Raw genomic sequence first — 24,733 nt, 5'->3', positions numbered from 1 at the left:
GCAGCAGGAAGAGCTCCACCGAGGCGCCGGCCTCGTGCAGTTCGGGAGCGGCCTCGGCCGTCAGACGGCGGGCACTGTGCACCACGGCACAGAAGGTGGAATCGCGGGCCACCTCGAGGGCGCGCTGGTACTGGGCACCGGCCCGAGACGGGTGTCCTGCCGCCTGCCTACCGATCTGGTCCCCTGTCATGCGTACAAGGTATCAAGATCTTCATTCCACTGGGGTGGAACTCAGAATCCGACGCAATCCCTTGCGCAGCGGGGATGTGATGGCAAAACGTGGCTTCGTCGGAGCGGTCCAGATGTCACTGCCCGCCACACCCCACCCCGCCAGCAACACGTTGGCGGCCAGCACGCCCGTCGTGGCCGCCCGCTCCATCAGTGCCACCGGGTAGTCGCACCGGATCCCGTCCCCAGCCAGCACCACGCGCTCGTCGGGCGTCTCGACCCCCGGACGCTGGCCCCACGGAGAGGTGTCTACCAGGGCGCAGTCGTCGAGCAGCAGCCACTGCTCGGCCAGCTGCTCGGCACCGGCCAGCTCGGGGTGCAGCACGTCCTGCTGCCGGGCCAGTTCGACCTTCAGCTCGTCGGGGTCGGCATCATCGGGCACGGCATAGGCGTGCAACTCCACGACGCTGCCGCCGTGCTCGTCGGTCCACGCCCGTGCGGAGCGCTCGAACTGGTGGACCATCGAGACATTGTCGAGCGGGCCATAGCCGCTGGTGCCCAAGAAGTCGGGGGTGCCGTCGGCGGGGCGGGCCGCCAGCCAGCGTCGCCAGACCGCGAAACGTGGTGCCCTGCGCAGCCCCGCCACCCGGGAGCGCCACGGTCCGTCACCCAGGCCGTCGCTGGCCTCGACGATGCGCTGCAGCGGGGCGATGTCGGTGGCGAGCACCACGGCGTCGGCCCGCAGCTCGCCAGCGTCGGTGTGGACCACGACCCCGCTCTGGTCACTGTCGATGCGCTGCGCGCTGCAGCCGGTGTGGATGGTGACGCCCAACCGTCGCAGGTACTGCGCCAGCGGATCCCACAGCACGGTGGTGAAGTCGTCGGCGGCGACGTCGAAGAGCAGCCCTTCGGCGGAGCCGACGAAGTAGGTGTGGAACATCGCGACCAGCTCACCACCGCTGAAGTCCTTGGGATCGGCGAAGAAGCTGCGCGCGAAGACCTCCAACGCCAGGTGCCGCGCGCTGTGGGGGAAGCGCAGCCGGTCCAGCACATCGGCCGCACTCACCCCGTCGTGGTCGGTGTAGGTCTGCGGGAAGCGCACGTCCAGCAGACCCATCGCCTCGTCGATGTCGACCTGGGCCAGCGCAGTGACGGGAAAGCTCGGCGACTGCAGCACGAAGCCCAGCAGGTTGAACGGGGGCGTGCGGGGCACCCGGGCGAAGGAGTCACGCGGACCGTCCTTGAGCACCAGCGGGTAGTCATCGACCGCGCGTAGGCAGCGCAGCTGCGGATCGACGCGTCGCAGCAGGGCACGTAGTTGGTAGTACTGGCGGAAGAAGGCGTGGAAGCCGCGGCTCATGGTGGTGGGGCTGCCCGCCGCCTCCACCGGCCAGGACCCGACGCGGCCACCCAGCTGCCGTTCTCGCTCCACGAGAGTCACCTGCACGCCGCGCTCGGCCAGTTCGGTGGCGGCCGACAGACCCGCGATCCCACCACCCACAACGACCACGCTGCGGCCGTGCGCGCGAGGAGTTCCCTTGGGACCGGGGTGGCATTGCGCGCGGGCGTCGCGCCCAGGACGCCAGGTCAGTGAATCGCGGTCACGGCTCAGGATGCGCATCATGGTTCGACACTACCCATCCCGGCGACGTCGCGCCGCCCGCGCCCTTTGGCGGTCAGGGATGGTTCTTCCGGGAGTGGCCGCACCGGGCGCTCAGCTCACGAGCTTCGGCAGGTACTGGGCTGCAGTGGCCAAGCCGACGAGCACGAGCATTGCGATGAAGCCGATCCGCAGTCTCCGCTGGTCGAAATGGCTCGACAGGCGCCCGCCCAGGAGCGTGCCGAGGACCGTGGCCACCGCGAAGGGGCCGATGACGGTCCAGTCGACATCGAGTCCGTGTGCAGCCCTTCCAGCCAGGGCGACGGCGGAGTTGATGGCGATCACCAGCAGCGATGTCCCCACTGCCTGGGACATTGACAGGCCGACCACGAGCGTCAGTGCGGGCACGACGACGAAGCCACCACCGATCCCGAAGAAACCGGTGAAAAGCCCGACGGCGGTCGCGGCGAGCGTACGCACGGTCCATCCGCGCTCGCCCGCACCAACCGGAGCTGGAGACCGCATCTTGAGCGCCATGAGGGTGGCCACGGCCAGCAGCAGCCCCGCAAACAGGGCCATCAGCAGGTCCTCGGGGGCCCGTGCGGACAGGCGTGACCCGATGAGCGATCCTGCCACGCCCAATGCGGCGAACAGGAGGCCATCGGCCACTCGGACCCGGCCCTGCCGAAGCAGCGGCACGACACCCACGATGGATGCCAGGCCGATGATGACGAGTGATCCCGTGGTCGCCCGGTGGGCGTCCTGGCCGATGAGCGTGGTGAGGACCGGCACGGTGAGGATCGCTCCCCCACCCCCGAGGAGACCGAGCAGGGTGCCGATTGCCAGCGCCAGGGGGAGCAGCCACCATGCCATCACGAAACACACACTGCCACGGGTTCGGGGCCATGATGCCGAGGCGCCCCCTCGATCCCCGGGAAGTCGACCATGGCCACCTGATGCCCCAGGGGTATTCATGGTCACGTGCCGCCACCTGACCCGGTCGTCGGTCACAAAAGGGTCACGATCCGCCACCGCCGGGAACCACGCTGCCCCGTCCGACGACTTCTGACAGGACACAGGGAACTCACCCCAAGGAAACACCATGACCACCCGACGCACCCTCCTCGCCACTCCCGCGCTGCTCCCAGTGGCCGCCTGCGGCACCACGCCGAGCGCTCCCGTCCAGGACGGCAGCAGCTCGCCGTCCACCGCGCCCGAGCTCACCGTCTTCGCCCCCGGGGCACTCGCGGCCCACACCCAGGCCCTGACCGCCGCGTACACGGCGGAGGGTCTGGGCACAGTCGTCTTCGAGGTGGGACACACCCCGGTCCAGCGGGAGCAGCTCGCCAAGGGCGCCGCCCCCGACGTGTGGATCTCCGCAAGCCCGACGGACATGGCTGCCGCGGCCCAGGAGAACCTCGTGGCGGCCAAGGCCGTCACCCCCGTGGCCACCACGCGACTCGTGGTGCTCACCGCCCCCGGCAACCCGGCCCGGATCGACTCCGTCGAGGACCTGGCCGGCAAGGACGTCACGGTGCTGCTCGCCGCCGAGACCCTGCCCATCTGGAAGACCACGGCCAAGACCTTTGCCCGCATCGACGCCGCGCACCCAGGTTTCTCCCAGAAGGTCCTGGCCAACACCGTCTCCCGGGAGATGGGGGTCCAGGCCATCGTCAGCAAGGTGCGGATGGGCGAGGCCGATGCGGGCATCGTCTTCGTCACCGACGTCCCCAAGTACTCCACCGACATTGACACCGTAGAGATCCCGGAGGACCTCAACACCTCCCTGGCACTGTCGGCCGCCCCCGTGACTGCCGGCCGCCAGCAGGATGCCGCCGAGGCCTTCGTCGACTGGCTCGCCACGGGCCGCGGCCACGCCGTCCTGACCGACGCGGGCTACCAGTCCGCGTGACCTGCCCACGCACCCGACCGGCGGGCACACTGTTCCTGTGGCTCGCCGTCCCCCTGGTCGCCCTGCTCGTCCTACCCGTGGCCACCCTGGCCTGGGTAGGACTGACCGACACACCACTGGAGGCCCTGTCCGACCCCGACGTCGGCAGGGCCATCCGGCTGTCCCTGCAGACCAGCACCCTCTCGATGGTCCTGGTCCTCGCCACCGGCACGCCACTGGCCGCACTGGGCATCACGGTGCCCTTCTCCACGACCGCCGTGGTACTCGCCCAGGTCTTCGTGGCAGGCCCCTTCTTCGTGCGCGCCGCCCGCGTCGGCTTCGCCGCGCTCGACCCGGCCGTGCGGGAGGCCGCCTTCGTCGACGGCGCCACGGAGGGGCACCTGTTCCGCCACATCGCACTGCCCTGCACGGCGCGAGCCCTGGGCGCCGGCCTGGTCCTGGCCTGGGCTCGCGCACTGGGCGAGTTCGGCGCCACCATCTTCTTCGCCGGTAACCGCGAGGGCGTCACCCAGACCATGCCCCTGGCCATCTTCGTCGGCTTCGAGAGCAACCTCGACGTGGCCGTGGCGTTGTCACTGGCACTCCTGGGTGCCAGCGTCGTGGTGCTGCTGGCTGTCGGCAGGGTGGGTGCGGAACGTGCCGCCTGACCCGTTGCCGGGCCGCATCGTGTGCAACAGTGGGGCCGACCCCAGGAGGACGTGTGACACCTACCAACCAGCCCCTCACCCGCGACGACCTGTCCGGTGGCTTCGACGAGGCCTCCACCCACTACGACCTGATGGTGGCCCTCAACCCCGGGTACCGCAGGCACCTGCGCGCCGCCGCCGAGGCCTTGCTGGACGGCATCGACGATCCGCTGCCCACCCTGCTGGACCTCGGATGCGGGTCTGGCCTGTCCACCCGCGCGCTGTTGCGCGCCGCCCGCCGCCGGGGCATCACCCCGCGCATCATCGGCGTCGACGCCTCGGCCGGGATGCTCGCGCGAGCGCGCTCCCGGCGCTGGCCCGAGGGTGTCACCTTCGTCCATGGACGCGGTGAGCGACTCGAGGACCTTGGTCTGCCACCTGCCCACGGGGCACTGACCTGCTATCTGCTGCGCAATGTCACCGACCTGGACGCCACTCTGGTCGGCATCCAGGCGGCACTGCTTCCCGATGGTGTCCTGGTGGCCGAGGACTATTCGGTCCGCGGGTCGGTGGCGGCCCGCCGCCGATGGGGCCTGGTGAACCGTCGCATCATCCTGCCGCTGGCCGGCATCATCACCGGCGATCGCAGCCTGTACGAGTATCTTCACGGCTCGGTCGACGACTTCTGCACCATGCCGGAGCTGGCCGAGCACCTGCACCGGGCAGGTTTCCATGACGTGGCCTCCCGCACGGTCGGCGGCTGGCAGCGCGACATCCTGCACCTGGTGCGGGCCCGGGCCTGATCGATGCGCTGCACGCTGGTCTCGATCGGTTCTCGGGGCGACGTGGTCCCCTTCGTCGGACTGGGCCAGGAGCTCGCCTCCCGTGGCAACAGGGTGCGGGTCGTGGTCCTCGAATCCGGTGCTCCGCTGGTGCGCGAGGCCGGGCTGGAAGCCTGCCCGGTGCCTCGCGGCACCGAGGCGCTCTGGCCGGACAGCCCCGGGATGCGGCGCCTGGCCCTGGCCCAGCCAGGGGCGATGTGGGGCCAGATGACCGGCCGGGTCACGCTGGCCGCGGGCGCTATCCTGGACACCCTCACCGACGCCCTGGACGACGCCGACCTGGTGGTCTCGGGCATCCTCACCCACGACGCCACCCGACTGCTTGCGGCCCGCCGCGGCACCACGTCGGCCGGTCTGCTGCTCGGGCCGATCCTTCCTTCCGGCAGCGCCGCCAGCACCGTGCTCGCCCCTGCGTACCTGCCGGCACCGGTGACCCTGGGGGTCTCCACGGTCGGCTGGCAGATGATGCGCTCGATGGGAGCAGCGATCACCGCCCGCGCCTTGGCACGCGTGGGTCGCCAGGCCGCACGAGCATCACGAGCACGCCCTGGCCCACTGCTGCTGGCTACCGAGCCGGTGCTCTGCACACCCGATCCGTCGTGGGCCCACGGTGTCGGCGCACTGGAGGTTCATCAGACCGGACGCATCGCGCCGCGCCTGGACAGCACCGTGCCCACCTGGCTCGACCAGTGGTTGGAGGCTCACCCCGGCGCGGTACTGATGGGCTTCGGCACCTGCCCGGTGGCCGATGAGCGCGCCGACCTGCACCTCTTCGAGGTCGCCGCGCGTCGCCTCGGCCGACCTCTGCTGGTGCAGACCTCACTGCTGCCCACCGGGCCGGCGGGTTCGACAGTGGCCAATGCCCCCGGCGTCGACCATCGGCTGCTGCTCGCCAGGCTGGCGGCCGTCGTCCACCACGGCGGGGCGGGCACGACGGCCACGGCGCTGTCCTCGGGAAGGCCCCAAGTGGTCATCCCCCACCTGGGCGACCAGGCGTGGCATGCCCGACGGGTCCGGGAGCTCGGCGCCGGCACCAGCCCCGGCCCTCGCTGGCGGCTACGGGAGGACGCCCTCGTCTGGGCCCTGCAGGGGGCGTTGGCCACGCCGACCGTCCGACGAGCGGCACAGGTGGCACAGATGGCATCCAGCCCGGAAGATGATGGCGCCCGACGGGCGGCCGACCACCTGGTGGGCACCCCTGCTCATCCGAGCAGCTCTTGCACCCGCTGCGCCGCTGCCTGACCCGAGGCCGCGGCCCCGTCCAGGGAGGCATTGCCGTACTGGTCACCGCAGGCCACCAGCCGCCCCTTCACCTCGGTGCGGTGACGCGGACGGTAGGGCGCTTCGAGCGCCGGCAGGGTAGCCGGAATGTCGTGGCAGGCAAGCAGTCGCCAGCCGACGGCGTCCACCCCGTAGAGGTGGGCGCAGTGCTCACGCACCGACTGCTCGTCGGGCGCGTCGACACTGAGGCACAGCGCGGCCACCAGGTGCTGACCGGCCGGGGCGTACTCCGGCGCGGCGTGGCTCACAACGGTGGTGGTGGCCACCGGACCCCGGCCCGAACCGTCGACGTGGATCGCAGCGGTGTCACTGGGGGCGGTGTCGGTGGCAAACCAGAAGGTTCGGGTGCCGTGCACGGAAGGGGCCGGTTCGTCCGCCAGCCTCGGGGTGGACTCCAGACCGGCAGCCACGACGACGGCACCGGCACCGAACTGCCCGCGCGCAGTGCGCACGAGACCTGACTTGGGGTCAACCTCCGCCACGGGGCTGTCGAGGACCACCTGGAGTTCCTCGGACATCACCCGGGGCAGGGTCCGCATGCCACCGCTGGGCAGGCCGGGGGTTCCGGCCGCGAACATGGCCAGCAGCCAGGCCGTGAATCGGGAGGAGGTGCTGCCGTCGCGTTCGCAGACCACACCCGCCAGGAAGGGGTCCACCACCTGGCGACGAAGGGTCGAGGTGAATCCTGCCCGGTCGAAGGCCATGCCGCGTGGTTCATCGGTGAGGGCGGCACGTCCGGCCACGACGGCCAACGAGGCGTCCCGGGGCGTGACGAGTCCGGTGCGCAGCGTGGCGGGTAGCCGGTCGGGGCGGCGGCTCGGATCCACCACCTCCTGGAGGCCATCTTCCGTGCGCACCCGCACCGCCCGCGGGAATCCGCGCAGTCCGAGACGACGCAGGTCGACAGCCTGCGCCAAGTGGGGGTAGGCGGGGTTGAGCACCTGGAAGCCGCGGTCCACCAGGAAGCCGTCCACCTCGTCAGTGGTCACCCGGCCGCCCACCCTGTCGCCGGCCTCCAGCACCAGCACGTCGAGTCCCTGCTGGTGCAGTCGTGCTGCGCAGCTCAGGCCGGTGACTCCCGCTCCGACAACGATCACGTCATGGTTGCTCATCAAGTTCTCCTGGGGTCGAGGTGGTCATTATTGTGCGCGCCTGGGCCTGATTGTGTACGCCTGGGCCTGGGGCACCACCGCGCCCGGGGTGGTGCGTACCTGCACAGGTCAGCGGGCTCGAGAGGCGCTCACCTGTCGCCCGGCGACGGCCACGAAGGCCATGGTCCACAGCAGGCAGTTCATCACGGCCATCCCCAGCTGGTCAGAGGGCTCGCCCAGCAGTGGTGACTGGCCGCCGGTCGCCGGCCACCGGGCCAGCGTGACGTAGCCGTACAGAGGCGTCCAGCGCCCCAGTGACAGCAGCTGGCCGGTCAGCGGAAGGTAGACCCCGCCCATGAAGCTGAACAGCACCAGCCCTCCCGAGGCGATGGCCAGCGCCGACTGGCTGCGACCGGTGAGCCCGACCGCCAGTCCATAGCCCGCCCACATCGCTGAACCGGTGGCCAGCACCAGCGCAGATCCGCACCAGCCCCACCACGGCAGCCGCACCCCGGTGGCGGCACCGGCGGCGAAGGTGAGGCCGATGGGCAGGCAGGCAACGACGCTGGCCACCACCGCCTTGGCCGTCGCATAGCCGGTGTCCCCGGCAGGGGTCAGTGCCAGCTGGCGCCCCCAGCCCTGCAGTCGTTCGACCGCCGCCTGGCCGGTGATCGTGGCAGCCGCCGTCGCCGCGCCGTAGCCGGCCAGGCCGACCATCAGGCTGGTGTTCAGCAAGCCGCCGTCGACACCCGGCAGGGAGTCCAGCGGAAGCACTGCACCGAAGCCCAGGTAGCAGACCAGCGGCAGCACCACCACGAAGAAGAGGAGCACCGGGTCGCGCCAGGCCCGTCTCAGCTCAAGACGCACGAGTGGCGCCGTCAGTCGGGCGTTCAGGCTCCTCGGTCGGCTCATGGTCGCTGCCCCGCGCGTCGGGCGAGTCCGTCGAAGAAGCGCCCGTCCCCGGCGGCGGTCAGCTCGCCCGGGCCGGCGTCGACCACCAGCCGGCCACCCGACAACAGCAGCACCCGGTCGGCAATGGCCTCCACCTCGTCGGCGTAGTGGCTGCTGTAGAGCACCGTGCACCCGCGGCGGGTCAGCGCCCGCACCTGTTCCCAGAACTCGTGGCGTCCCAGCCAGTCCATCCCGGCCGTCGGCTCGTCGAGCACCAGAAGGTCTGGGTCCGAGGCGCGGGCGATCGCCCAGCGCAGCCGCTGCTGCTCGCCGCCCGAGCACGCCCCGACCCGCCTGTCTCGCAGGGCCGCGAGCCCCACCTCGTCGAGCAGGCCATCGCGGTCCACCCGGTGGTCGAAGAGTTCGACGAACAGCCCCAAGGTCTCCCCCACGTTCAGGTCTGGCAACAGGCCACCGCTCTGCAGCATCGCACCCACCCGGCCGGTGCGGACGGCAGTGTGGGCATCGGTGCCGTCCACGCGCACCCACCCGGCGCGGGGGCGGGTGAGGCCGCAGACCAGGTCGAGCAGGGTGGACTTGCCTGCTCCATTGGCACCCATCAGGGCGACGGTGCTGCCCCGGGCCACCGTCAGGTCGATCCGGTCCAGGACGGTGCGGTCACCGAAGCCCTGCACGACCCCCACGAGTTCCAGCACTGTCCCACTCATGGACGGCCACCAGCCAGGGCGATGATCTGTCTGGCGCTGATCTCCCGAGCATCGAGGACGGCGAAGTCGGCGGCCATCCGTGCCGAGGCCTGCCGACGCTGGGGGTCGTCCAGCACCCTGCGCGCCAGCCGGGCCACCCACCAGTGCGGCGGGCGGGTCAGCCGTAGCGACGCACCAACCCCGGTGTGACGGATCCGGGCGCCGATGTCGGCCTTCTCCTCCGTGGCCCCGCACTGCAGCACGCCCACCCCGGCGGCCAGTGCCAGCGTGACCGTCGTCCACCCGCCGTTTGTCACCAGCAGGTCGGCCTCGCTCAGGGCGTCGGGCAGGTCCACCGCGGCCATGCCGGTCGTCCCGGGAACCCGCTCCGCGACAGTGACGGCCCCACGGCCCAGCACCAGGACGTCGAATCCCTCGCGTCGCAGGGCCGTGGCGGCGGGCAGCGCCAGCTCGGTGGCATCGGGCCGCAGGGTGCCCTGGGTGACCACCGCCAGCGGCTGGGTGCGAGTGGCGCGGCGCAGCGGTTCGGGCAGTGGCGGCGCGAACCCGGGCCCCGGCCCCAGCGCCCCGACGAAGTGGACGAAGCCCGGTCTTCGGCTACTGGGGTACTCGAAACCGGAAGCGCATCCTTGCAGATGCAGCTGTCGCGACACCGCGGCCGTGAGCAGGTCGGCCACCGGCCACAGCCCGTGCCGGCCACGAGCGAGGTTCAGCTCGGCCAACGCGGGAGCAAAGACCGTGGAGTCCACGACATGGCGCACGGTGCGGTTGCGGTGCCGCCCGGGTGCGCCCGCCAGAAGGGGCAACCCGGTCCCGAAAGGTGGCAGGTCTGGGTCGGGCCATTGCAGCGGACCGTCACCGAGGCTTGCCCATGCGATGCCCTCGGCCTCGGCCGCGATTCCCGCTGCCAGCATCAGGCTGTCGGCAACCAGCACGTCCACGCCGTGGCGATGCACTAGTGCGCGCAGCTGCGCCGCCTGGTCGCCGGCGGGGGCGGCCAGCGCGTCGCGGTACATCGAGCGCACCCGCACCAAGGCGTCGGCTGCCCCACGCGAGGTCCACCGGCTGGGCTCCGCGCGTAACGGGTCGGGGTGCAGGGGCGGCATCACCTGGGCGCCACAGGCACGGGCATGCTCCGCAAAGCGTTCGGGCAGGCACCACAGCACCCTGGCCCCGCGCTCCACCAGCCCCTGGACCGGAAGGGTGGCGTTGAGCACGTGGGCGTCGATGGAGGTGCTCACCACGAGCACCACCACCGCACCAGCCCTCACGACGGCGTCCGCATCGTCAGAGGGGAACCACGTTGACCAGCTTTGGCTCGCGCACGATCACGGTGCGCACGCCGTTCTCGGTGGCGGCAACTGCCTTGGGATGGGCCAGTGCCATCTCCTTCAGCTCGTCGGCCGAGATGCTGGCCGGCACCTCCAGGGTGGCACGCACCTTGCCCTTGATCTGCAGCACGCAGGTGACGGTGTCCTCCACCAGCTGCGCCGGGTCGGCCTGCGGGAAGGGCACATAGGCGATGGTCTGGTCGTGGCCCAGCCGCTTCCACAGCTCCTCGGCGATGTGCGGCGCGACCGGGGCCACCATCTGCACCAGCACCTCGGCCGCCTCACGCGGCACCGCGTCCAGCTTGGTGAGCGCATTGTTGAACTCGATCAGGCGGGCGATGGCGGTGTTGAAGCCCAGCGCCCGGTAGTCGCGCCCGACCGCGTCGATCGTCTTGTGCATGGCCCGCAGCGTGGCCTCGTCGGCGGGCTCGTCGACCACGGTCACCTCGCCGGTGGCCTCGTCGACGATGTTGCGCCACAGACGCTGCAGGAAGCGCTGAGAGCCAACCACGGCACGGGTCTCCCACGGGCGGCTGATCTCGAGCGGGCCCATGCTCATCTCGTAGACGCGCATCGTGTCAGCACCGTAGAGCTCGTACATCTCGTCGGGGCTGACGGCATTCTTGAGGCTCTTGCCCATCTTGCCGGCGCGGCGCTCGACGGGGGCGTCCTTGTACCAGTAGGTGGCCTGCTTGCCCTCGCCACGTTCCTCCACCTCCGCGGCGGGCACGTAGACCTCGCGCTCGTCGAGGTAGGCGTAGGCCTGGATCATGCCCTGGGCAAAGTACTTGCGGAAGGGCTCCTCGGAGCTGACGTGGCCCAGGTCGAAGAGCACCTTGTGCCAGAAACGCGCGTAGAGCAGGTGCAGCACGGCATGCTCCTGGCCGCCGACATACAGGTCGACGCCACCCGGGTCGGTGGTGCCCTCGGGGGCACCGGCGACGGGCTGGTCGTGCTTGCCCATCCAGTACTGCTCCACCTCGGGGTCGACGAAGCTCTGGTCATTGGCCGGGTCGAGGTAGCGCAGGTAGTACCAGCAGGAGCCGGCCCACTGGGGCATGGTGTTGGTCTCACGGCGGTACTTCTTGGGTCCGTCACCCAGGTCGAGGGTGACCTCGACCCACTCGGTGGCGCGCGCCAGCGGCGCCTCGGGGCGGGAGTCCTTGTCGTCGGGCGCGAAGGTGCGCGGTGAGTAGTCGTCCACCTCCGGCAGTTCCAGCGGCAGCATCGACTCCGGCAGGGCATGCGGTGCACCGTGCTCGTCGTAGACGATCGGGAAGGGCTCGCCCCAGTAGCGCTGGCGGCTGAACAGCCAGTCGCGCATGCGGTAGTTGACGGTCCCCTCCCCGGCACCCTTGGCCTCGAGGAAGGCGATCATCTGCTGCTTGGACTCCTCGACGGGCAGGCCGTTGAGGTCGAGTCCATCGGTGGCGGAGTTGACCAGGACCCCGGCGCCGGTGAAGGCGGCATCGCTGGCGACGGTGCCCGGCCAGTCGACCAGCGGCCTGCCATCGGCATCGGCGGGGCTGATGACGTCGATGATGTCCAGGTCGAAGGCCTTGGCGAACTCGAAGTCACGCTCGTCGCCCGAGGGCACGGCCATGATGGCGCCGGTGCCGTAGCCCATCAGCACGTAGTCGGCGACGAAGACCGGCACGGGGGCTCCGTTGACCGGGTTGGTGGCCCAGGCGCCGGTGAAGACACCGGTCTTGGTCTTGTCGTCCATCTGGCGCTCGACGTCGCTCTTGCGCCCGGCCTCGCGGCGGTAGTCCTCGACGGCCTCGCGCGGGCTCGCCTTGCCGCCGGTCCAGGCCTCGCGGGTGCCCTCGGGCCAGCTGGAGCCGTCACCCAACAGCGATTCCACCAGCGGATGCTCGGGGGCCAGCGCCATGAAGGAGGCACCGAAGAGGGTGTCGGGGCGGGTCGTGAAGACCTCGATGTCCTCGCCGTGGGGGCCGGTGAAGTGCACGCGGGCACCGTGGCTCTTGCCGATCCAGTTGCGCTGCAGCGACTTGATGTTCTCGGGCCACTCGACGCGGTCCAGGTCCTCGGCGAGACGGTCGGCGTAGGCGGTGATGCGCATCTTCCACTGGCGCAGGTTGGCCTTGAAGACGGGGAAGTTGCCGCGCTCGGAGCGGCCGTCGTTGGTGACCTCCTCGTTGGCCAGCACGGTGCCCAGGCCGGGCGCCCAGTTCACGGGCGCCTCGTCGGCATAGGTCAGGCGGTACTGGTCCAGGACATCGGCCTGCTGCTTGGCGTCCAGCTCGCCCCAGGCCTTGCCGGCGAAGGGCTTGGGCAGTTCACGGCGGCCGGCGGCGAACTGCTCGACAAGCTCGCTGATGGGACGTGCCTTGCCCTTGCCGCCGTCGGCGCGGGTGGCCTCGGGGTCGTACCAGGCGTTGAAGATCTGGGTGAAGATCCACTGCGTCCACTTGTAGTAGCCCGGGTCGATGGTGCGGATGGTGCGACGGTCGTCGTGGGCCAGGCCGAGGCGGCGCAGCTGCCGGATGTAGGTGGCGATGTTCTTCTCGGTGGTGGCCAGCGGGTGTGTCCCGGTCTCGATGGCGTACTGCTCGGCGGGCAGGCCGAAGGCGTCGTAGCCCATGGCGTGCAGCACGTTCTTGCCCAGCATGCGCTGGTAGCGGCTGAACACGTCGGTGGCGATGTAGCCCAGCGGGTGGCCGACGTGCAGGCCTGACCCGGACGGGTAGGGGAACATGTCGAGCACGAGCAATTTCTCGCATCCGGCGACCTTGTCGGGCTCGGCCCAGGGGCCGGCGGGGTTGGGGGCGCGGAAGGTGCCCTCGGACTCCCAGCGGTCCTGCCATGCGGTCTCGATCTGGCCAGCCAGTTCGGCGGTGTAACGGTGCTGCGGCTCGTTCATGCATCCCTCGAAAGCTCGTCGGAAGTCGTCTCGCGACGTACCCGTCGAGGTTATCCCACTCCTCACCCGGCACTGGTCGGCGCACAGGTGCTGGTCCCCTGCCCCAGACCCTGGCCTCCGGCACCTGGTCCGCAGCGATTGCAATGCCGGCGGCTCATGACACGTTCCAATTGCCTCGGTGGCCGTATGTGCTGCGATCGCTGCGCCGTATCGGCCTCACCCGAGCCCTTCGAGCACCTTTCGGAGCTCCCGCGCACTGCCCACCCGCAGCACCAGCGGCCCGTCCGGAGCGGCCTCCATGGCACGCATCCGTCGCTGCTTGTTGTCGAAGGAGCGAAAGTGCCAGCAGAGGATGGAATCGCGGGACAGCAGCTTGCGCCAGGTCTCGACATTGCCATTGCACTGTTCCTGGCGGGTGAGCACCCGGTGCAGTGAGCGCCGCACCAGCCGTGCCAGGGAGAGCCAGCCCGGCAGGTCGAGGGCGAGCACCACTTGGCTTCGGGGAAGGACGAGGTCGCGCCAGTGGCCGTAGGCCGAGTCGAGGACCCAACGGTCACCGGCCACCAGCCGGGCGGCGATCTCGCGCTGTTCGGGCACGGACCTCTCGACCCAGCCCGGCAACCAGCCGATCTCGTCGTCCACCAGGTGCACGGGCAGGCCGAGCCTGCCTCCCAGCTCCCGGGCGGCGGTCGACTTGCCGGCGCCCGTCACGCCGTAGCAGAGCACCCGTTGGGCAGTTCGCAGGTCGTCGACGGTGGCAATGGGCATGACGGCACGCTACTGCCCCCGCCGACTGCCTTGGCTGATCGCCGGAGCGGCCGGCTCAGGGCGTGCAGTCGACCAGTCCGACCTCGGACTTCAGCGCCAGCACCCTCGCGGCGTGTGTGCCCAGGGCGGCCTCGAACTTCGGGTCCTGTTCGGCGCGCTCGGTGACGCCGCCGACCATCTCGGCCAGGCTGGCGGGGTCGGCGTCGATCACCAGGTCCCCACCGGCGGCGATGAAGCGCACTCCCCGCTCGGCAACGGGCACGTCGGCGACCGCGGCCGCCGCACCCAGGTCATCACTGATCACGACCTTGTCCCAGCCGTGCGTGCTGCGCAGGCCATCGGTGATCAACTTGGAGCTGAAGACGGCCGGCACTCCCGGATCGATCCTGGAGTAGATGGTGGAGCTGATCATCACCGAGCTGGCTCCGGCCTTCATCGGGGCGAGGAAGGGCTTGGCATCGGCCAGCGTGGTGACCGCATCGGTGGCCACGCCATGGTCGGTGTTGACCGCGGCCCTGCCCAGGCCCGGGTAGTGCTTGAGGCTCGAGGCGATCTCGGCCTTCTGCAGTCCCTTGACCACAGCCGTGGTCTTGTTGGCGACGGTGGCGGGGTCGGTGGCGTAGTGGCGCCCCAGGGCCCCGATGGCGGCATTGCCCTGTTCCTTGCCGGCGGTGGGGACGTCGGCGACGGGCGCCAAGGCGTACAGGACCCCGGCCGCCTTGAGTTCCTGGCCCCAGCGGGCCCACTGGGCGCTGAGTTCGGCGTTGGTGAGCCGGCCCTGCTCGACGGCAGGCGGGATGTCGCTGAAGCCCTCGCCCTGCAGCCGCTGCACCTCGCCTCCCTCCTGGTCGGTGGCGACCAGGACGGGGATGTCCTCACGGGTGCTGAAGCCGGACAGTTCATGGGACAGCGAGGCGGTCTTGGCCAGCGGGCGCGGGTCGCTGCCGAGCAGGATCACCGAACCCACCTTGTGCTCCCGCACGAGCCCTTCCAGGCTGGTGCTCTCACCCGAGGTGGTGCCCACCATGAACAGCTGCCCGATCTTCTCGGCGGTGTCGAGTTCGCCGGCCAGCGCGCTGCAGGTCTTCGCAGCCGTGCTGGCCGACGGTGTGCCGCTCGGCGATGCCACTGTGCTGGCAGCCGGTGTCGAGGCCGGCGCGGAGACGGCCGGGGAGGCCTCGCTGGCGACGGGGCTCGCCTCGGGGGCGGCGGCCTGCTGACCGGCGGAACATCCGGCCATGGCCAGTGCCGCGGCCAGGGCGACGACAGCGGTGCGGCTCCTGCGCTGCTCAGGCATCAGTGGCCTCCTGGCTCTGCCCAGCCTGCTCGACGAGCCCCAGCAGGGCGTTCTCGACCACCTCGGTCAGCGCCGGGTGGATCCAGTACTGGCCGCGCGCCATCTCCTCGATGCCCAGCCCGAAGCTCATCGCCTGCACCAGCGGCTGCACCAGGGTGGAGGCCTGGGGTCCGATGACGTGGGCCCCCAGCAGCTGCTTGGCCTCGGGATCACTGAGCAGCTTCACGAAGTGGTGCTGGTCCTCCATCGCCCAGCCGTAGGCGACATCGCCATAGGCCTGCACCTTGGACAGGTAGGGGGTCCCGGCCTGGCGCAGTTCCTGCTCGGTGGCGCCGACCGAGGCGATCTGCGGGTCGGTGAAGATGGCGTGCGGGACGAAGCGGTGGTCGGAGCTGCGCAACTCCCCGGTGCCCTGGATCTCATGCAGCAGGTTGTGCTGGACCACACGCATCTCGTGGTTGGCGACGTGCTTGAGCTGCCAGGGTGAGCTGACATCGCCCAGGGCCCAGATGTTCTCGCGGCTGGTGCGCTGGTGCTCGTCGACCATCACATAGCCCTTGTCGTCCATCTCGACGCCGGTGCGCTCGAGTTCCAGCCCGTCACCGTTGGGGATGCGGCCCGTGGCGACCAGGACCACCTCGGCCGGGTAGCTGTACTCGATGCCATTGGGGTCCTGGGTGACCACCAGGACCCCATCCTCGTGCGCCTCGAGGCGGGTGGTCTTCTGGTTGAGCTTGAGCTGGACCCGTTCGGCGATCCGTTCGGTGAAGCGGGCGGCGACCTCGTCGTCCTCGCGGCGCAGCAGCCGTTCGCTGCGGTTCACCAGGGTCACCTCGGTGCCGTAGGCGCTGAAGACGTGGGCAAACTCGGCCGCGATGTAGCCGCCGCCGACCACCACCATCGACTTCGGGAGCGCCGGAAGCCTCATGATCGTGTCGGAGGTGTGCACCCGCGGGGCGACGGCCGGGTCATTGGCGCCGGGGACGTCGAGCAGCTGCGCCCGGGAGCCGGCGGCGATCACGAAGCGGTCGGCGCTGACGCGCACCGGCTCGTCCTCGCCCTGAAGGCTGATCTCGAGCACGTCGGTGTCGACGAAGCGGGCATTGCCGGTGAAGACCGTGACATTGTCCGACTGCTCACGCCACTGCTTGCCCCCGGAGCTGATCGGGTCGATGCGGCCGAAGATGCGGTCGCGGATCTCGTCGAAGCGCACGTCCTGGAGCTCGAGTTCGACTCCCAGGCGCCCTGCCTCCTCGGGGGAGACGGCGTGGTCGGCGGGCAGGACGAACATCTTGGTGGGGATGCAGCCCACGTTGAGGCAGGTTCCGCCGAAGATGCCGCGTTCCACCATGGCCACGCGCAGGTCGGCGAACCGTTCGTCAACGATCGAGTTGCCCGAGCCGGAACCGATGATGACCAGGTCGAAGTGCTCCATGACAGCCACCGTACCGGCAGCCACCGACAGCCATCGCGCGACGGGCCGCGAAGGCTGCCCGACGGGCTCAGTCCACCTCGCCGTCGAGGTAGACCCAGCGACCGGCCCGACGCACGAAGAAGCTGCGCTCGCTGAGCACCCCGAGCGCCTTGCCGTGCTGGTATCGCGCGACGAAACGGACCTCGCCGGCCTGGTCCTCGGCTCCCCCGTCGACGGTCTCGACGATCGTCAGGCCGAGCCACTGCTGGCCGGGGTCGGGGGCGATGTCAGCCGGCCGCTTGGCGGGGTGCCAGGTGCGCCACAGGTGGTCGGCGGCCGCGGGATGACGGCCGGCCAGTGCGAAGGCCGTGTAGCGTGAGCGCATCAGGGCCTCGGCGGTGGTGGCGCGGTGCCCGTCGAGCAGTGGCCCGCAGCAGCTGCCGAAGTCGTCGCCGCTGCCGCAGGGGCAGTCGATGCCGTCCAGGACGCTCACTGGTCCGGGCGCACCACGCGCCGAGCCACGGGGACCGCGATCCGGGCCGGGGAGAACTTGGCCACCTGTCCCTGCAGCGCATTGAACACGCCGTCGGTGACGCTGGGAGCCCTGCGTTCCAGCGCCGTGAAGGTGCTGGTGACCACCTGCTCGGGGGTGCGACGGCGTGAGAGCACCTTGTCGTCGCCGGCGGTGTCGAAGAAGGGGGTCTTCGTGGCACCGGGGCAGACGGCGATGACGCGCACCGGGGTGCGACGCGTCTCCTCCCACAGGGCCTGGCTGAGGCTCAGCACGAAGGACTTGGTGGCGGCGTAGACGGCCATGGTGGGGATGGGCTGGAAGGCGGCGGTGCTGGCGACGTTGATGACGGTGCCGCGCCCCCGCTCCAGCATGGCGGGCAGGAAGAGCCGCGACAGGTGGGCGACGGCCGCACAGTTGAGGGCGATCTCGTCGTTCATCCGCTCCACGTCGGCCTCGGCGAAGTCGCCGATGGTGCCGAAGCCGGCATTGTTCACCAGCACACCGACCTCGACGCCGCGATCCTCCAGCTCGGCGGCGAGCCGGTCGCGCTCCGACTGCTGGGCCAGGTCGACGCCCAGCACCAGCGTCTCGACATGGTGGCGCTGGCGCAGCCCCTCGGCGATCTGCTCCATCTGCTCGGTGCGGCGGCTCACCAGGACGATGTCGTGGCCCTGGGCGGCGAGGTGGTCGCAGTAGGCCTGGCCGAGGCCGCCGGATGCTCCGGTCACGAGTGCATGCATGGCACCCAGCCTAGACGGCGGGGTCGGTCGCGCTGTCCGTCCAGCGCGACCGGCCCCACAGACGGGTCATTGAGCGAGAATCAGATGCCGGCGTAGGAGTGCAGGCCGCTGACCAGCAGGTTGATGCCGACGAAGTTGAACCAGAAGCTGATCACGCCGACGATCGCGATGACTGCGGCCGGGCGGCCCCGCCAGCCGGCGGTGGCCCGGGCGTGCAGGTACATGGCGTAGACGACCCAGGTGACCAGGCTCCAGGTCTCCTTCGGATCCCAGCCCCAGAAGCGACCCCAGGCGTATTCGGCCCAGATGGACCCGGCGGCGATGGTGAAGGTCCAGATGGGGAAGCCGAAGGCGTGGGCGCGGTAGGCGAAGGTGTCCATCTGACGGGCGGTGGGCAGCTTGGCCAGGTAGCCGGTGCGGGGCTGGCCGGTCTCCTGCGCCCGACGCTCGGCGCGCGACTGGAAGAGGTAGATGACCGAGGCCATGCCGCCCAGGTTGAAGGCGGCACCTCCGATGCAGGCCGCCACGATGTGGATCAGGAACCACACCGAGTGCAGGGCCGGCACCAACGGGGCAACCGCGACGTAGAAGACCGTGGCGGCCAGACCGTTGGCGATGGCCAGCAGCAGCGTGATGGGCAGGCCCAGCCAACGCATGTTGCGGGTGACGGCCAGCACCAGGTAGGCGATGACGATGAACAGGGTCGACGAGATGGTGAACTCGTACATGTTGCCCCAGGGGGCACGCCCGGCCGAGACCCCGCGCAGCACCGTGCCGAGCAGGTGGCAGGCGGCGGCCACGAAGGTGAGCCCCAGGCCCATCCGGCCCCAGGTGTCGATCCGCAGCAGTGCCTTCTCGTGGTCGGCATCGAGCTGCTCTCCCCCGGCCAGTACGGGCAGGCCGCGCGCGGAGGCCCATTCTGCGGCGTGGGCCATGAAGGCGACGAGGTAGACGACCGCCGCGGTGACGATGCCCAGCGACGAGAGTTCCTGGATGTTCACTGCTTCTCCTTGGTTGCTGCTGCCGCGGTGCTTCCTGATGCCCTTGGGGCGCGGCCGGTGGCGGCGGTGGTGAGTGCCTCGACGTCCTCGGGCAGGCCGGTACGGGCGTCGGCCCGGTCGAGTCCGCCCACCTCGACCAGGTGCTGTCCGCCGACCTGCCGGGTGCGCACCCACAGCCGGCGGGGCCGCACGAACAGGCTGAGGAAGAGCCCGAGCACGCAGGCGGCGGTGGAGGCGAAGGTCATGGGCAGGCCGGGCGAGCGGCTGATCTGCACCTTGGTCCAGCGCGACCAGCCGTCGAAGACGACGCTGCCCTTCCCGCCGGGCAGGTCATAGCCCTCTCCCGGCTTGAGGACGAAGCGCAGGACGTCGTCGCCCTCCGTGAACTGCGTCATGCCGGCGGTGTCGAGGCCGTAGACGTTCTCGGGCTTGCCCGTCTCGGCCTTCGGCGGGCCGTACCAGGCGTTGAGGAAGAGCTTGGGGTTGATCGCGTCGGGGAACAGTGAGTGGCCCATCATGCCCTTCTCGGGGGCGGTGGGCAGGAAGATGCCCTGCAGGGCCAGCCGTTCGGGGCGCCCGTCGGGTGCCTTGATGACGCCCGAGGAGGTGAAGTTGCCGTCCTGGGGCAGGAAGACGACCGGGCCCGACCAGGCCTTGTCACCATTGCCGTCGAGGACGGTGACGTGGGCGGCGTAGCCGTGGCCGATCAGGTGGATCCGGTTGCCGTCGACGGTGACGGGGTGGTTCACCCGCACGGTCTGCTGGGAGCTCTCCCCTTCGGCCGTGGTGACGTCGAGGCGGCCCTGGAAGTCACGTGCGGCGCCGCGCTGCACCTCGCCGGTCTCGAAGCGCACGACGAACTTGTTGAGCTTGAGCATGAAGGGCGGCAGGTTGTCGGTGTCCACCCAGGATCCCGCGCGGTACTCGTCGTACTGGGTGATGGCATTGCTGAAGCCCTGGCCTTCGACCATGATCGAGGAGCCCTTGAAGCCGAGCAGGTTGTTCCACGCGATCCCGATGAGCACCAGGACCAGGCTGGTGTGGAAGAGCAGGTTGCCGAACTCGCGCAGGTAGCCGCGTTCGGCACTGATGGCCTGGCTGCCGTCGGGCAGGGTCTGGCGTTCGGTGCGGAAGTGCTTGCGCTTGAGCCACTGCTCGGCGGAGTCCATGGCCAGGGTCGTGTCGGACTCCAGCGGGGCGCTGCGGTGCTCGGGCAGTCGGTCGAGTCGTGCGGGCAGGCGCGGCGGCCTTCCCTTGACGGCGCGCCAGTAGACCTTGATGCGGGGCAGGATGCAGCCGATGAGGCTGACGAAGAGCAGCAGGTAGATGGCGCTGAACCAGGCCGAGGTGTAGACGTCGTACATGCCCAGCGGCTGGTAGAACTTGTCCAGCCCGGGGTTGCGCTCGGCGAACTCGCGCACCTTGAGGGCGGACTGGCTGCGCTGCGGGATGAGTGATCCGGGGATGGCGCCCAGCGCGAGCAGGAAGAGCAGGGCCAGGGCGGTGCGCATGCTGGTCAGCTGCGTCCAGCCCCACCGCAGCATCTCGACGGGACCGAGGGCCTGCGGCGATGGGCGGCCCGAGGGGGGCGTGGCGGCGGTGCTCCCGCTGGACGACGGGGTGCCAGCTGTGCCCCCAGTCGCTCGTGGCGCGCTCGGTGTACTCATCGTGTCCTCTCGCCGGTGACCCGGGGTGGTGCAGGTGGTGGACCGCGGGGGTCCTGGTGGTGCTCGTTACTGGATCAGATGGGTGCGCCGTAGGCCAGCGTCCACTGGCGGATGACGGCCATCAGTTGGTCCCAGGCGCCAGTGACCAGCAGTAGTCCGACAAGCACCATGAGGGCCCCGCCCACTCGCTGCACGGCCTGCTGGTGGCGACGGACGAAGCCGATCGCGGTGGCCAGCCGGCCCATGGCAAGCCCCGCGATGATGAAGGGTACCCCGAGCCCGAGGGCATAGCAGAAGGCGAGCAGTGCGCCTCGCTGACTGGAGCCCTCGTTGAGCGCCAGGCCCATCACGACGCCGAGTGTGGGGCCCATGCAGGGCGTCCATCCCAGGCCGAAGACGATGCCGAGCAGGGGTGCGGCCACCAGGCCCAGGCGCGGTACGCGGTGCAGGCGGATGTCGCGCTGGCCCAGGGGGACCAGGCCCATGAAGATCCCGCCGAGCAGCATGGTCACCACTCCGATGCCGATGCTCAGGCCCCGCTGGTGTTCCAGCATGAGGGTGCCGAGGGTTCCCATCAGGGCGCCGGTGAGCATGAAGACGGCGGCGAAGCCGAGCACGAACAGGCTGGTGCCTGCCAGCATCCGGCGCCGGTTGCCGCCCTCGGCGACCTCGGCGGCGCTCATGCCCGTGGCGAAGCTGAGGTATCCGGGCAGCAGGGGCACCACGCACGGGGAGAAGAAGCTCAACAGCCCGGCGAGGGCCGCGACGGGGATCGCGACGAGCATGGAACCGCCCAGGGCCTCGGTGGCCCAGGTGGTCTGCAGCGGAACCATCAGGGCCGCGGTGGGATCGACTGTCATCGGCTCACTTGCCTGCCGCGATGTCCTCGACGGACCCGATGATGGTGGAGGCGGTGGTCTGTCCCAGGATGCGCCCGGCGATGCGTCCCTCGCGGTCGATGATGATCGTGCTGGGGATTGCCTTGGCCGGAACCGCACCGAACTTGAGCAGCAGCTTGCCGTCGGGATCGTAGATGTTGGGGAAGTTGATCTTGAAGGAGCGGACGAAGGCCTGTGCCTGGGCCTGGTCGAGGTCACGGGTGTTCAGCCCGACGAACTGGGCCTTGCCCTTGGTGCGCGTGGCCGCCTTCACCAGCTCGGAGGCCTCGGCCCGGCACGGCGGGCACCACGATCCCCACACGTTGAGCACCACGACAGACCCCTTGTAGTCGGACAGGGCGAGCTTCTTGCCGTCGAGCGTCGTCCCGGACAGTTCTGGGACGGCGGTGCGCTTGTCGACGGGGATGCGGGTGTAGCTGCCGTCACCCACGGCATAGCCGTCCTCCTCGCTGGCGCCCGTTGCGTCGGAGCACCCGACGAGGGTGGCCAACGGGAGCCCGAGACCGGCCGTGATCAGGGCACGGCGCGAGGCAGCCATGGTCACAGTGCCTTCCTTGCGGCGGCAGCGGCCTTGGGCAGGGCCTCGACGACGCGCTCGATCGCCGCATCGTCGTGTGCCGCCGACAGGAACCAGCACTCGTAGCCCGACGGCGGGAGGTAGACGCCCTGGTCGAGCATGGAATGGAAGAAGGCTGCGAAGGCATCGGAGCTCTGCTGCTGCGCCTGCTCGTAGTTGGTCACCGGCCCCTCGGTGCCCAGGAAGACGCTGAACATGGAGTTGGCGGTGTTGATCGTGTGAGGGACGCCGAAGGCACCCAGGGCCGTGTGCACGGCGCGCTGCAGGGTGGCCGAGACTTCGTCCAGGTGTGCGTAGACCTCGTCGGTGCACAGCCGCAGGGTCGTGGCGCCGGCGGTCGAGGCGACGGGGTTGCCGCTGAGCGTGCCTGCCTGGTAGACGCCCCCGACCGGTGAGAGGTTGAGCATCAGTTCCTGGCGGCCGCCGAAGGCTGCGGTCGGGAAGCCGCCGCCCATCACCTTGCCGAAGGTCATCAGGTCGGGCTCGACGCCGTCCTTGCCGAACTGTCCGCTGCGGGTGACCCTGAATCCGGTCATCACCTCGTCACTGACGAACAGGGCGCCGTTCTCATGGGCGATGCGCTTGAGGAAGGCATTGAAATGCTCGCCGTCTTCCACCCCCGGCTCGATGACGCCCATGTTGCCGGGGCTGGCCTCGGTGATGATGCAGGCGATCTCGCTGCCGTGTTCGGCGAAGATCTGCTCGACGGCTGCGCGGTCATTGTAGGGGGCAACGAGTGTGTCTGCCGCGACGACCTCCGGGACGCCGGGGCTTGCCGGGATGGCGCGGCTCTCGGCATCTCCCAGGGTCGCCAGGCCTGAGCCCGCGGCGACGAGCAGGGAGTCGACGTGGCCGTGGTAGCAGCCGGCGAACTTGAGGATCTTGCTGCGGCCGGTGATGCCACGGGCCAGGCGCAGCACGCTCATGGTGGCCTCGGTGCCGGAGTTGACCAGGCGCACCTGCTCGATGGGGGTGCGCTCGACGATCAGCTCGGCCAGCTCCACCTCGGCCTGGGTGGGGGCACCAAAGGACGTGCCACGCGCTGCGGTGGCCTGGACCGCATCCAGCACCTGAGGATGGGCGTGCCCGAGGATCATCGGACCCCAGGATCCGACGAGGTCGACCAGCTCATTGCCGTCCGCGTCGGTGACATAGGCGCCCTTGGCGCTGGTGACGAAGCGCGGCACCCCACCCACTGCCCGGTAGGCGCGTACCGGGGAGTTCACGCCGCCGGGGATGACCTCCTGGGCGCGATCGAAGAGTTCACTGGACGCGGGAACATTCTGCATACCTGCCAGCCTATGTGGCCTTCAACCGGGGGCCGAATCTGGTTTCGCAGACCGGCCCTCAACCATTGAGCCGCGCCACTCCTGGCCGCTGGGTCGCTGCCGGGATGGTCACGATGGAACCTGCGCGGGCCCGACCGCCCCTGCCGCCCCGTGATCGGAGCCATCACCGACGACTGTCTCCATGTCGACTTTCAAACGAGGATGGGTTCCGGCCCATCGATGTCCGAGGCCCTCGCCCCCTGGCCACGCCACGCAGCGGTCACTGGGATTGCTGGCAAGGAGTTCCGCCGGCTTTCTGTCATGGACCCCTTCAGCAGGCTTCAGGGAGCAAATGGTCGAGGCTGGGCTGCCGCGCAACCAGGTGCTGCGGATGATTCGCATCGTGCAACCGTGACTGCCCCGTCCCGGAACGGGCGGGTGAGCACACCCCACCCCCACCCAACACCACCACCCCGCGCTGCCACTGTCGTTTGCGGACACACCGCCGCGAGTGGACATACCGCCGCCCGCGGGCACCCGTTCTCGGGCATGAAAATACCCCCTGCCAGGAACCCATGAAGAGTCCCGACAGGGGGTATGTATAAGTCCGGCGGCGTCCTAGTCTCCCACAGGATCCCTCCTGCAGTACCATCGGCTCTAAAAGGCTTAACTTCCGGGTTCGGAATGGGACCGGGTGTTTCCCTTTCGACATGGCCACCGAAACACTATGGAGATATCAACCAACAACCACCCCCATCAGTGCGGGGGCCGGTTCCCGACCGTACCTCGGGAACAACACAGTGGACGCGTAACATCTTTGTAGTAAGACAAGCCCTCGGCCTATTAGTATCGGTCAGCTCCACACATTGCTGTGCTTCCACATCCGACCTATCACCCGGTGGTCTGCCGGGGGCCTTACCAGATCAACTCTGTGGGAACCCTCATCTTGAAGTGTGCTTCCCGCTTAGATGCTTTCAGCGGTTATCACTTCCGAACGTAGCCAACCAGCCGTGCCCTTGGCAGGACAACTGGCACACCAGAGGTTCGTCCGTCCCGGTCCTCTCGTACTAAGGACAGCTCTTCTCAAGATTCCTACGCGCGCAGTGGATAGGGACCGAACTGTCTCACGACGTTCTAAACCCAGCTCGCGTGCCGCTTTAATGGGCGAACAGCCCAACCCTTGGGACCGACTCCAGCCCCAGGATGCGACGAGCCGACATCGAGGTGCCAAACC

Annotated in this window: 21 protein-coding genes and 2 rRNA genes; 4 read left to right on the top strand and 19 right to left on the bottom strand. The window is 69.8% G+C overall.

Annotated elements, in window-relative coordinates; genetic code table 11:
* Window positions 1-211: 211 nt before the first annotated feature.
* Together ACHFFZ_RS06055 and ACHFFZ_RS06050 are read right to left on the bottom strand one after the other, a co-directional pair.
* Window positions 212-1,792 (bottom strand): FAD-dependent oxidoreductase, encoded by a 1,581-nt coding sequence (locus tag ACHFFZ_RS06055; protein ID WP_394275759.1) that lies wholly within the window; start codon window positions 1,790-1,792, stop codon window positions 212-214.
* A gap of 90 nt (window positions 1,793-1,882) precedes the next feature.
* The gene (locus ACHFFZ_RS06050; protein WP_394275789.1) at window positions 1,883-2,641 is read right to left on the bottom strand and encodes a sulfite exporter TauE/SafE family protein; all 759 of its coding nucleotides are present in this window, start codon (window positions 2,639-2,641) and stop codon (window positions 1,883-1,885) included.
* A gap of 229 nt (window positions 2,642-2,870) precedes the next feature.
* Here ACHFFZ_RS06050 and modA point away from each other — a divergent pair, with 229 nt between their 5' ends.
* Genes modA through ACHFFZ_RS06030 form a run of 4 tightly spaced genes read left to right on the top strand, consistent with a single transcriptional unit; the run spans window position 2,871 to window position 6,390 of the window.
* Window positions 2,871-3,680, top strand: a complete 810-nt coding sequence (gene modA, locus ACHFFZ_RS06045; RefSeq protein ID WP_394275758.1) for a molybdate ABC transporter substrate-binding protein — start codon at window positions 2,871-2,873, stop codon at window positions 3,678-3,680.
* Window positions 3,677-4,327 (top strand): ABC transporter permease subunit, encoded by a 651-nt coding sequence (locus ACHFFZ_RS06040; protein ID WP_394275757.1) that lies wholly within the window; start codon window positions 3,677-3,679, stop codon window positions 4,325-4,327. The genes modA and ACHFFZ_RS06040 overlap by 4 nt, the downstream gene beginning before the upstream one ends.
* A gap of 53 nt (window positions 4,328-4,380) precedes the next feature.
* On the top strand, window positions 4,381-5,109 hold the full coding sequence (locus tag ACHFFZ_RS06035; RefSeq protein ID WP_394275756.1) for a class I SAM-dependent methyltransferase: 729 nt from the start codon (window positions 4,381-4,383) through the stop codon (window positions 5,107-5,109).
* Window positions 5,110-5,112: 3 nt separating this feature from the next.
* Window positions 5,113-6,390, top strand: coding sequence for a glycosyltransferase (locus ACHFFZ_RS06030; protein WP_394275755.1), 1,278 nt, complete (start codon window positions 5,113-5,115; stop codon window positions 6,388-6,390).
* Here the strand turns inward: ACHFFZ_RS06030 and ACHFFZ_RS06025 are convergent.
* The 17 genes from ACHFFZ_RS06025 to ACHFFZ_RS05945 form a co-directional block, all read right to left on the bottom strand.
* Window positions 6,351-7,541, bottom strand: coding sequence for an FAD-dependent oxidoreductase (locus ACHFFZ_RS06025; protein ID WP_394275754.1), 1,191 nt, complete (start codon window positions 7,539-7,541; stop codon window positions 6,351-6,353). The two genes, ACHFFZ_RS06030 and ACHFFZ_RS06025, sit on opposite strands and share 40 nt — an antisense overlap.
* Window positions 7,542-7,649: 108 nt before the next feature.
* The gene (locus ACHFFZ_RS06020; protein WP_394275753.1) at window positions 7,650-8,432 is read right to left on the bottom strand and encodes an ABC transporter permease; all 783 of its coding nucleotides are present in this window, start codon (window positions 8,430-8,432) and stop codon (window positions 7,650-7,652) included.
* Complete coding sequence (locus tag ACHFFZ_RS06015; RefSeq protein ID WP_394275752.1) at window positions 8,429-9,139, bottom strand: ABC transporter ATP-binding protein; 711 nt, start codon at window positions 9,137-9,139, stop codon at window positions 8,429-8,431. Before ACHFFZ_RS06015 ends, ACHFFZ_RS06020 begins: the two co-directional genes overlap by 4 nt.
* Window positions 9,136-10,380 carry a glycosyltransferase gene (locus ACHFFZ_RS06010; protein WP_394275751.1) on the bottom strand — a complete coding sequence of 415 codons (1,245 nt, stop codon included), beginning with the start codon at window positions 10,378-10,380 and terminating at the stop codon, window positions 9,136-9,138. The genes ACHFFZ_RS06015 and ACHFFZ_RS06010 overlap by 4 nt, the downstream gene beginning before the upstream one ends.
* A 46-nt stretch (window positions 10,381-10,426) precedes the next feature.
* Window positions 10,427-13,354: a leucine--tRNA ligase gene (gene leuS, locus ACHFFZ_RS06005; protein ID WP_394275750.1), complete on the bottom strand. Its 2,928-nt coding sequence runs from the start codon at window positions 13,352-13,354 to the stop codon at window positions 10,427-10,429.
* 216 nt (window positions 13,355-13,570) lie between these two features.
* A complete protein-coding gene (locus ACHFFZ_RS06000) occupies window positions 13,571-14,122 on the bottom strand; it encodes an adenylate kinase (RefSeq protein ID WP_394275749.1) in 552 nt (183 codons plus the stop codon).
* Window positions 14,123-14,177: 55 nt separating this feature from the next.
* A complete protein-coding gene (locus ACHFFZ_RS05995) occupies window positions 14,178-15,419 on the bottom strand; it encodes a glycoside hydrolase family 3 N-terminal domain-containing protein (protein WP_394275748.1) in 1,242 nt (413 codons plus the stop codon).
* Window positions 15,412-16,854, bottom strand: coding sequence for a mycothione reductase (locus ACHFFZ_RS05990; RefSeq protein WP_394275747.1), 1,443 nt, complete (start codon window positions 16,852-16,854; stop codon window positions 15,412-15,414). Before ACHFFZ_RS05990 ends, ACHFFZ_RS05995 begins: the two co-directional genes overlap by 8 nt.
* A 67-nt stretch (window positions 16,855-16,921) precedes the next feature.
* Entirely contained in the window at window positions 16,922-17,326 is a 405-nt protein-coding gene (locus ACHFFZ_RS05985) for a YchJ family protein (protein ID WP_394275746.1), read from the bottom strand.
* Window positions 17,323-18,087, bottom strand: coding sequence for an SDR family NAD(P)-dependent oxidoreductase (locus tag ACHFFZ_RS05980; protein ID WP_394275745.1), 765 nt, complete (start codon window positions 18,085-18,087; stop codon window positions 17,323-17,325). The genes ACHFFZ_RS05985 and ACHFFZ_RS05980 overlap by 4 nt, the downstream gene beginning before the upstream one ends.
* Window positions 18,088-18,167: 80 nt before the next feature.
* On the bottom strand, window positions 18,168-19,088 hold the full coding sequence (ccsB, locus tag ACHFFZ_RS05975) for a c-type cytochrome biogenesis protein CcsB (RefSeq protein WP_394275744.1): 921 nt from the start codon (window positions 19,086-19,088) through the stop codon (window positions 18,168-18,170).
* Window positions 19,085-20,755: a cytochrome c biogenesis protein ResB gene (locus ACHFFZ_RS05970; protein WP_394275743.1), complete on the bottom strand. Its 1,671-nt coding sequence runs from the start codon at window positions 20,753-20,755 to the stop codon at window positions 19,085-19,087. The genes ccsB and ACHFFZ_RS05970 overlap by 4 nt, the downstream gene beginning before the upstream one ends.
* Before the next feature lie 74 nt (window positions 20,756-20,829).
* The gene (locus ACHFFZ_RS05965; protein ID WP_394275788.1) at window positions 20,830-21,540 is read right to left on the bottom strand and encodes a cytochrome c biogenesis CcdA family protein; all 711 of its coding nucleotides are present in this window, start codon (window positions 21,538-21,540) and stop codon (window positions 20,830-20,832) included.
* 79 nt (window positions 21,541-21,619) lie between these two features.
* Entirely contained in the window at window positions 21,620-22,192 is a 573-nt protein-coding gene (locus ACHFFZ_RS05960; RefSeq protein WP_394275742.1) for a TlpA family protein disulfide reductase, read from the bottom strand.
* A gap of 2 nt (window positions 22,193-22,194) precedes the next feature.
* Window positions 22,195-23,520: a glutamate-1-semialdehyde 2,1-aminomutase gene (gene hemL / locus ACHFFZ_RS05955; protein ID WP_394275741.1), complete on the bottom strand. Its 1,326-nt coding sequence runs from the start codon at window positions 23,518-23,520 to the stop codon at window positions 22,195-22,197.
* Between the two features lie 584 nt (window positions 23,521-24,104).
* Window positions 24,105-24,221: ribosomal RNA gene (gene rrf, locus ACHFFZ_RS05950) — 5S ribosomal RNA — on the bottom strand.
* A 101-nt stretch (window positions 24,222-24,322) separates the two neighbouring features.
* Window positions 24,323-24,733: ribosomal RNA gene (locus ACHFFZ_RS05945) — 23S ribosomal RNA — on the bottom strand; the annotation flags it as partial.

The sequence above is a fragment of the Luteococcus sp. genome, from assembly GCF_043424415.1.
Lineage (GTDB): Bacteria > Actinomycetota > Actinomycetes > Propionibacteriales > Propionibacteriaceae > Luteococcus.
This window is presented reverse-complemented; position numbering and strand designations above follow the sequence as displayed.

Excerpts from the sequence above, each read along its gene's own strand:
- ACHFFZ_RS06000 (WP_394275749.1), bottom strand. The coding sequence starts at position 14,122 with ATGCCCATTGCCACCGTCGACGACCTGCGAACTGCCCAACGGGTGCTC.
- modA (WP_394275758.1), top strand. The coding sequence starts at position 2,871 with ATGACCACCCGACGCACCCTCCTCGCCACTCCCGCGCTGCTCCCAGTG.
- ACHFFZ_RS06050 (WP_394275789.1), bottom strand. The coding sequence starts at position 2,641 with ATGGCATGGTGGCTGCTCCCCCTGGCGCTGGCAATCGGCACCCTGCTC.
- ACHFFZ_RS05990 (WP_394275747.1), bottom strand. The coding sequence starts at position 16,854 with ATGGAGCACTTCGACCTGGTCATCATCGGTTCCGGCTCGGGCAACTCG.
- ACHFFZ_RS06030 (WP_394275755.1), top strand. The coding sequence starts at position 5,113 with ATGCGCTGCACGCTGGTCTCGATCGGTTCTCGGGGCGACGTGGTCCCC.
- ACHFFZ_RS05960 (WP_394275742.1), bottom strand. The coding sequence starts at position 22,192 with ATGGCTGCCTCGCGCCGTGCCCTGATCACGGCCGGTCTCGGGCTCCCG.
- ACHFFZ_RS06015 (WP_394275752.1), bottom strand. The coding sequence starts at position 9,139 with ATGAGTGGGACAGTGCTGGAACTCGTGGGGGTCGTGCAGGGCTTCGGT.
- ACHFFZ_RS06020 (WP_394275753.1), bottom strand. The coding sequence starts at position 8,432 with ATGAGCCGACCGAGGAGCCTGAACGCCCGACTGACGGCGCCACTCGTG.
- leuS (WP_394275750.1), bottom strand. The coding sequence starts at position 13,354 with ATGAACGAGCCGCAGCACCGTTACACCGCCGAACTGGCTGGCCAGATC.
- hemL (WP_394275741.1), bottom strand. The coding sequence starts at position 23,520 with ATGCAGAATGTTCCCGCGTCCAGTGAACTCTTCGATCGCGCCCAGGAG.
- ACHFFZ_RS05995 (WP_394275748.1), bottom strand. The coding sequence starts at position 15,419 with ATGCCTGAGCAGCGCAGGAGCCGCACCGCTGTCGTCGCCCTGGCCGCG.
- ACHFFZ_RS05980 (WP_394275745.1), bottom strand. The coding sequence starts at position 18,087 with ATGCATGCACTCGTGACCGGAGCATCCGGCGGCCTCGGCCAGGCCTAC.
- ACHFFZ_RS06055 (WP_394275759.1), bottom strand. The coding sequence starts at position 1,792 with ATGATGCGCATCCTGAGCCGTGACCGCGATTCACTGACCTGGCGTCCT.
- ACHFFZ_RS05970 (WP_394275743.1), bottom strand. The coding sequence starts at position 20,755 with ATGAGTACACCGAGCGCGCCACGAGCGACTGGGGGCACAGCTGGCACC.
- ACHFFZ_RS05965 (WP_394275788.1), bottom strand. The coding sequence starts at position 21,540 with ATGCTCGTCGCGATCCCCGTCGCGGCCCTCGCCGGGCTGTTGAGCTTC.
- ACHFFZ_RS06025 (WP_394275754.1), bottom strand. The coding sequence starts at position 7,541 with ATGAGCAACCATGACGTGATCGTTGTCGGAGCGGGAGTCACCGGCCTG.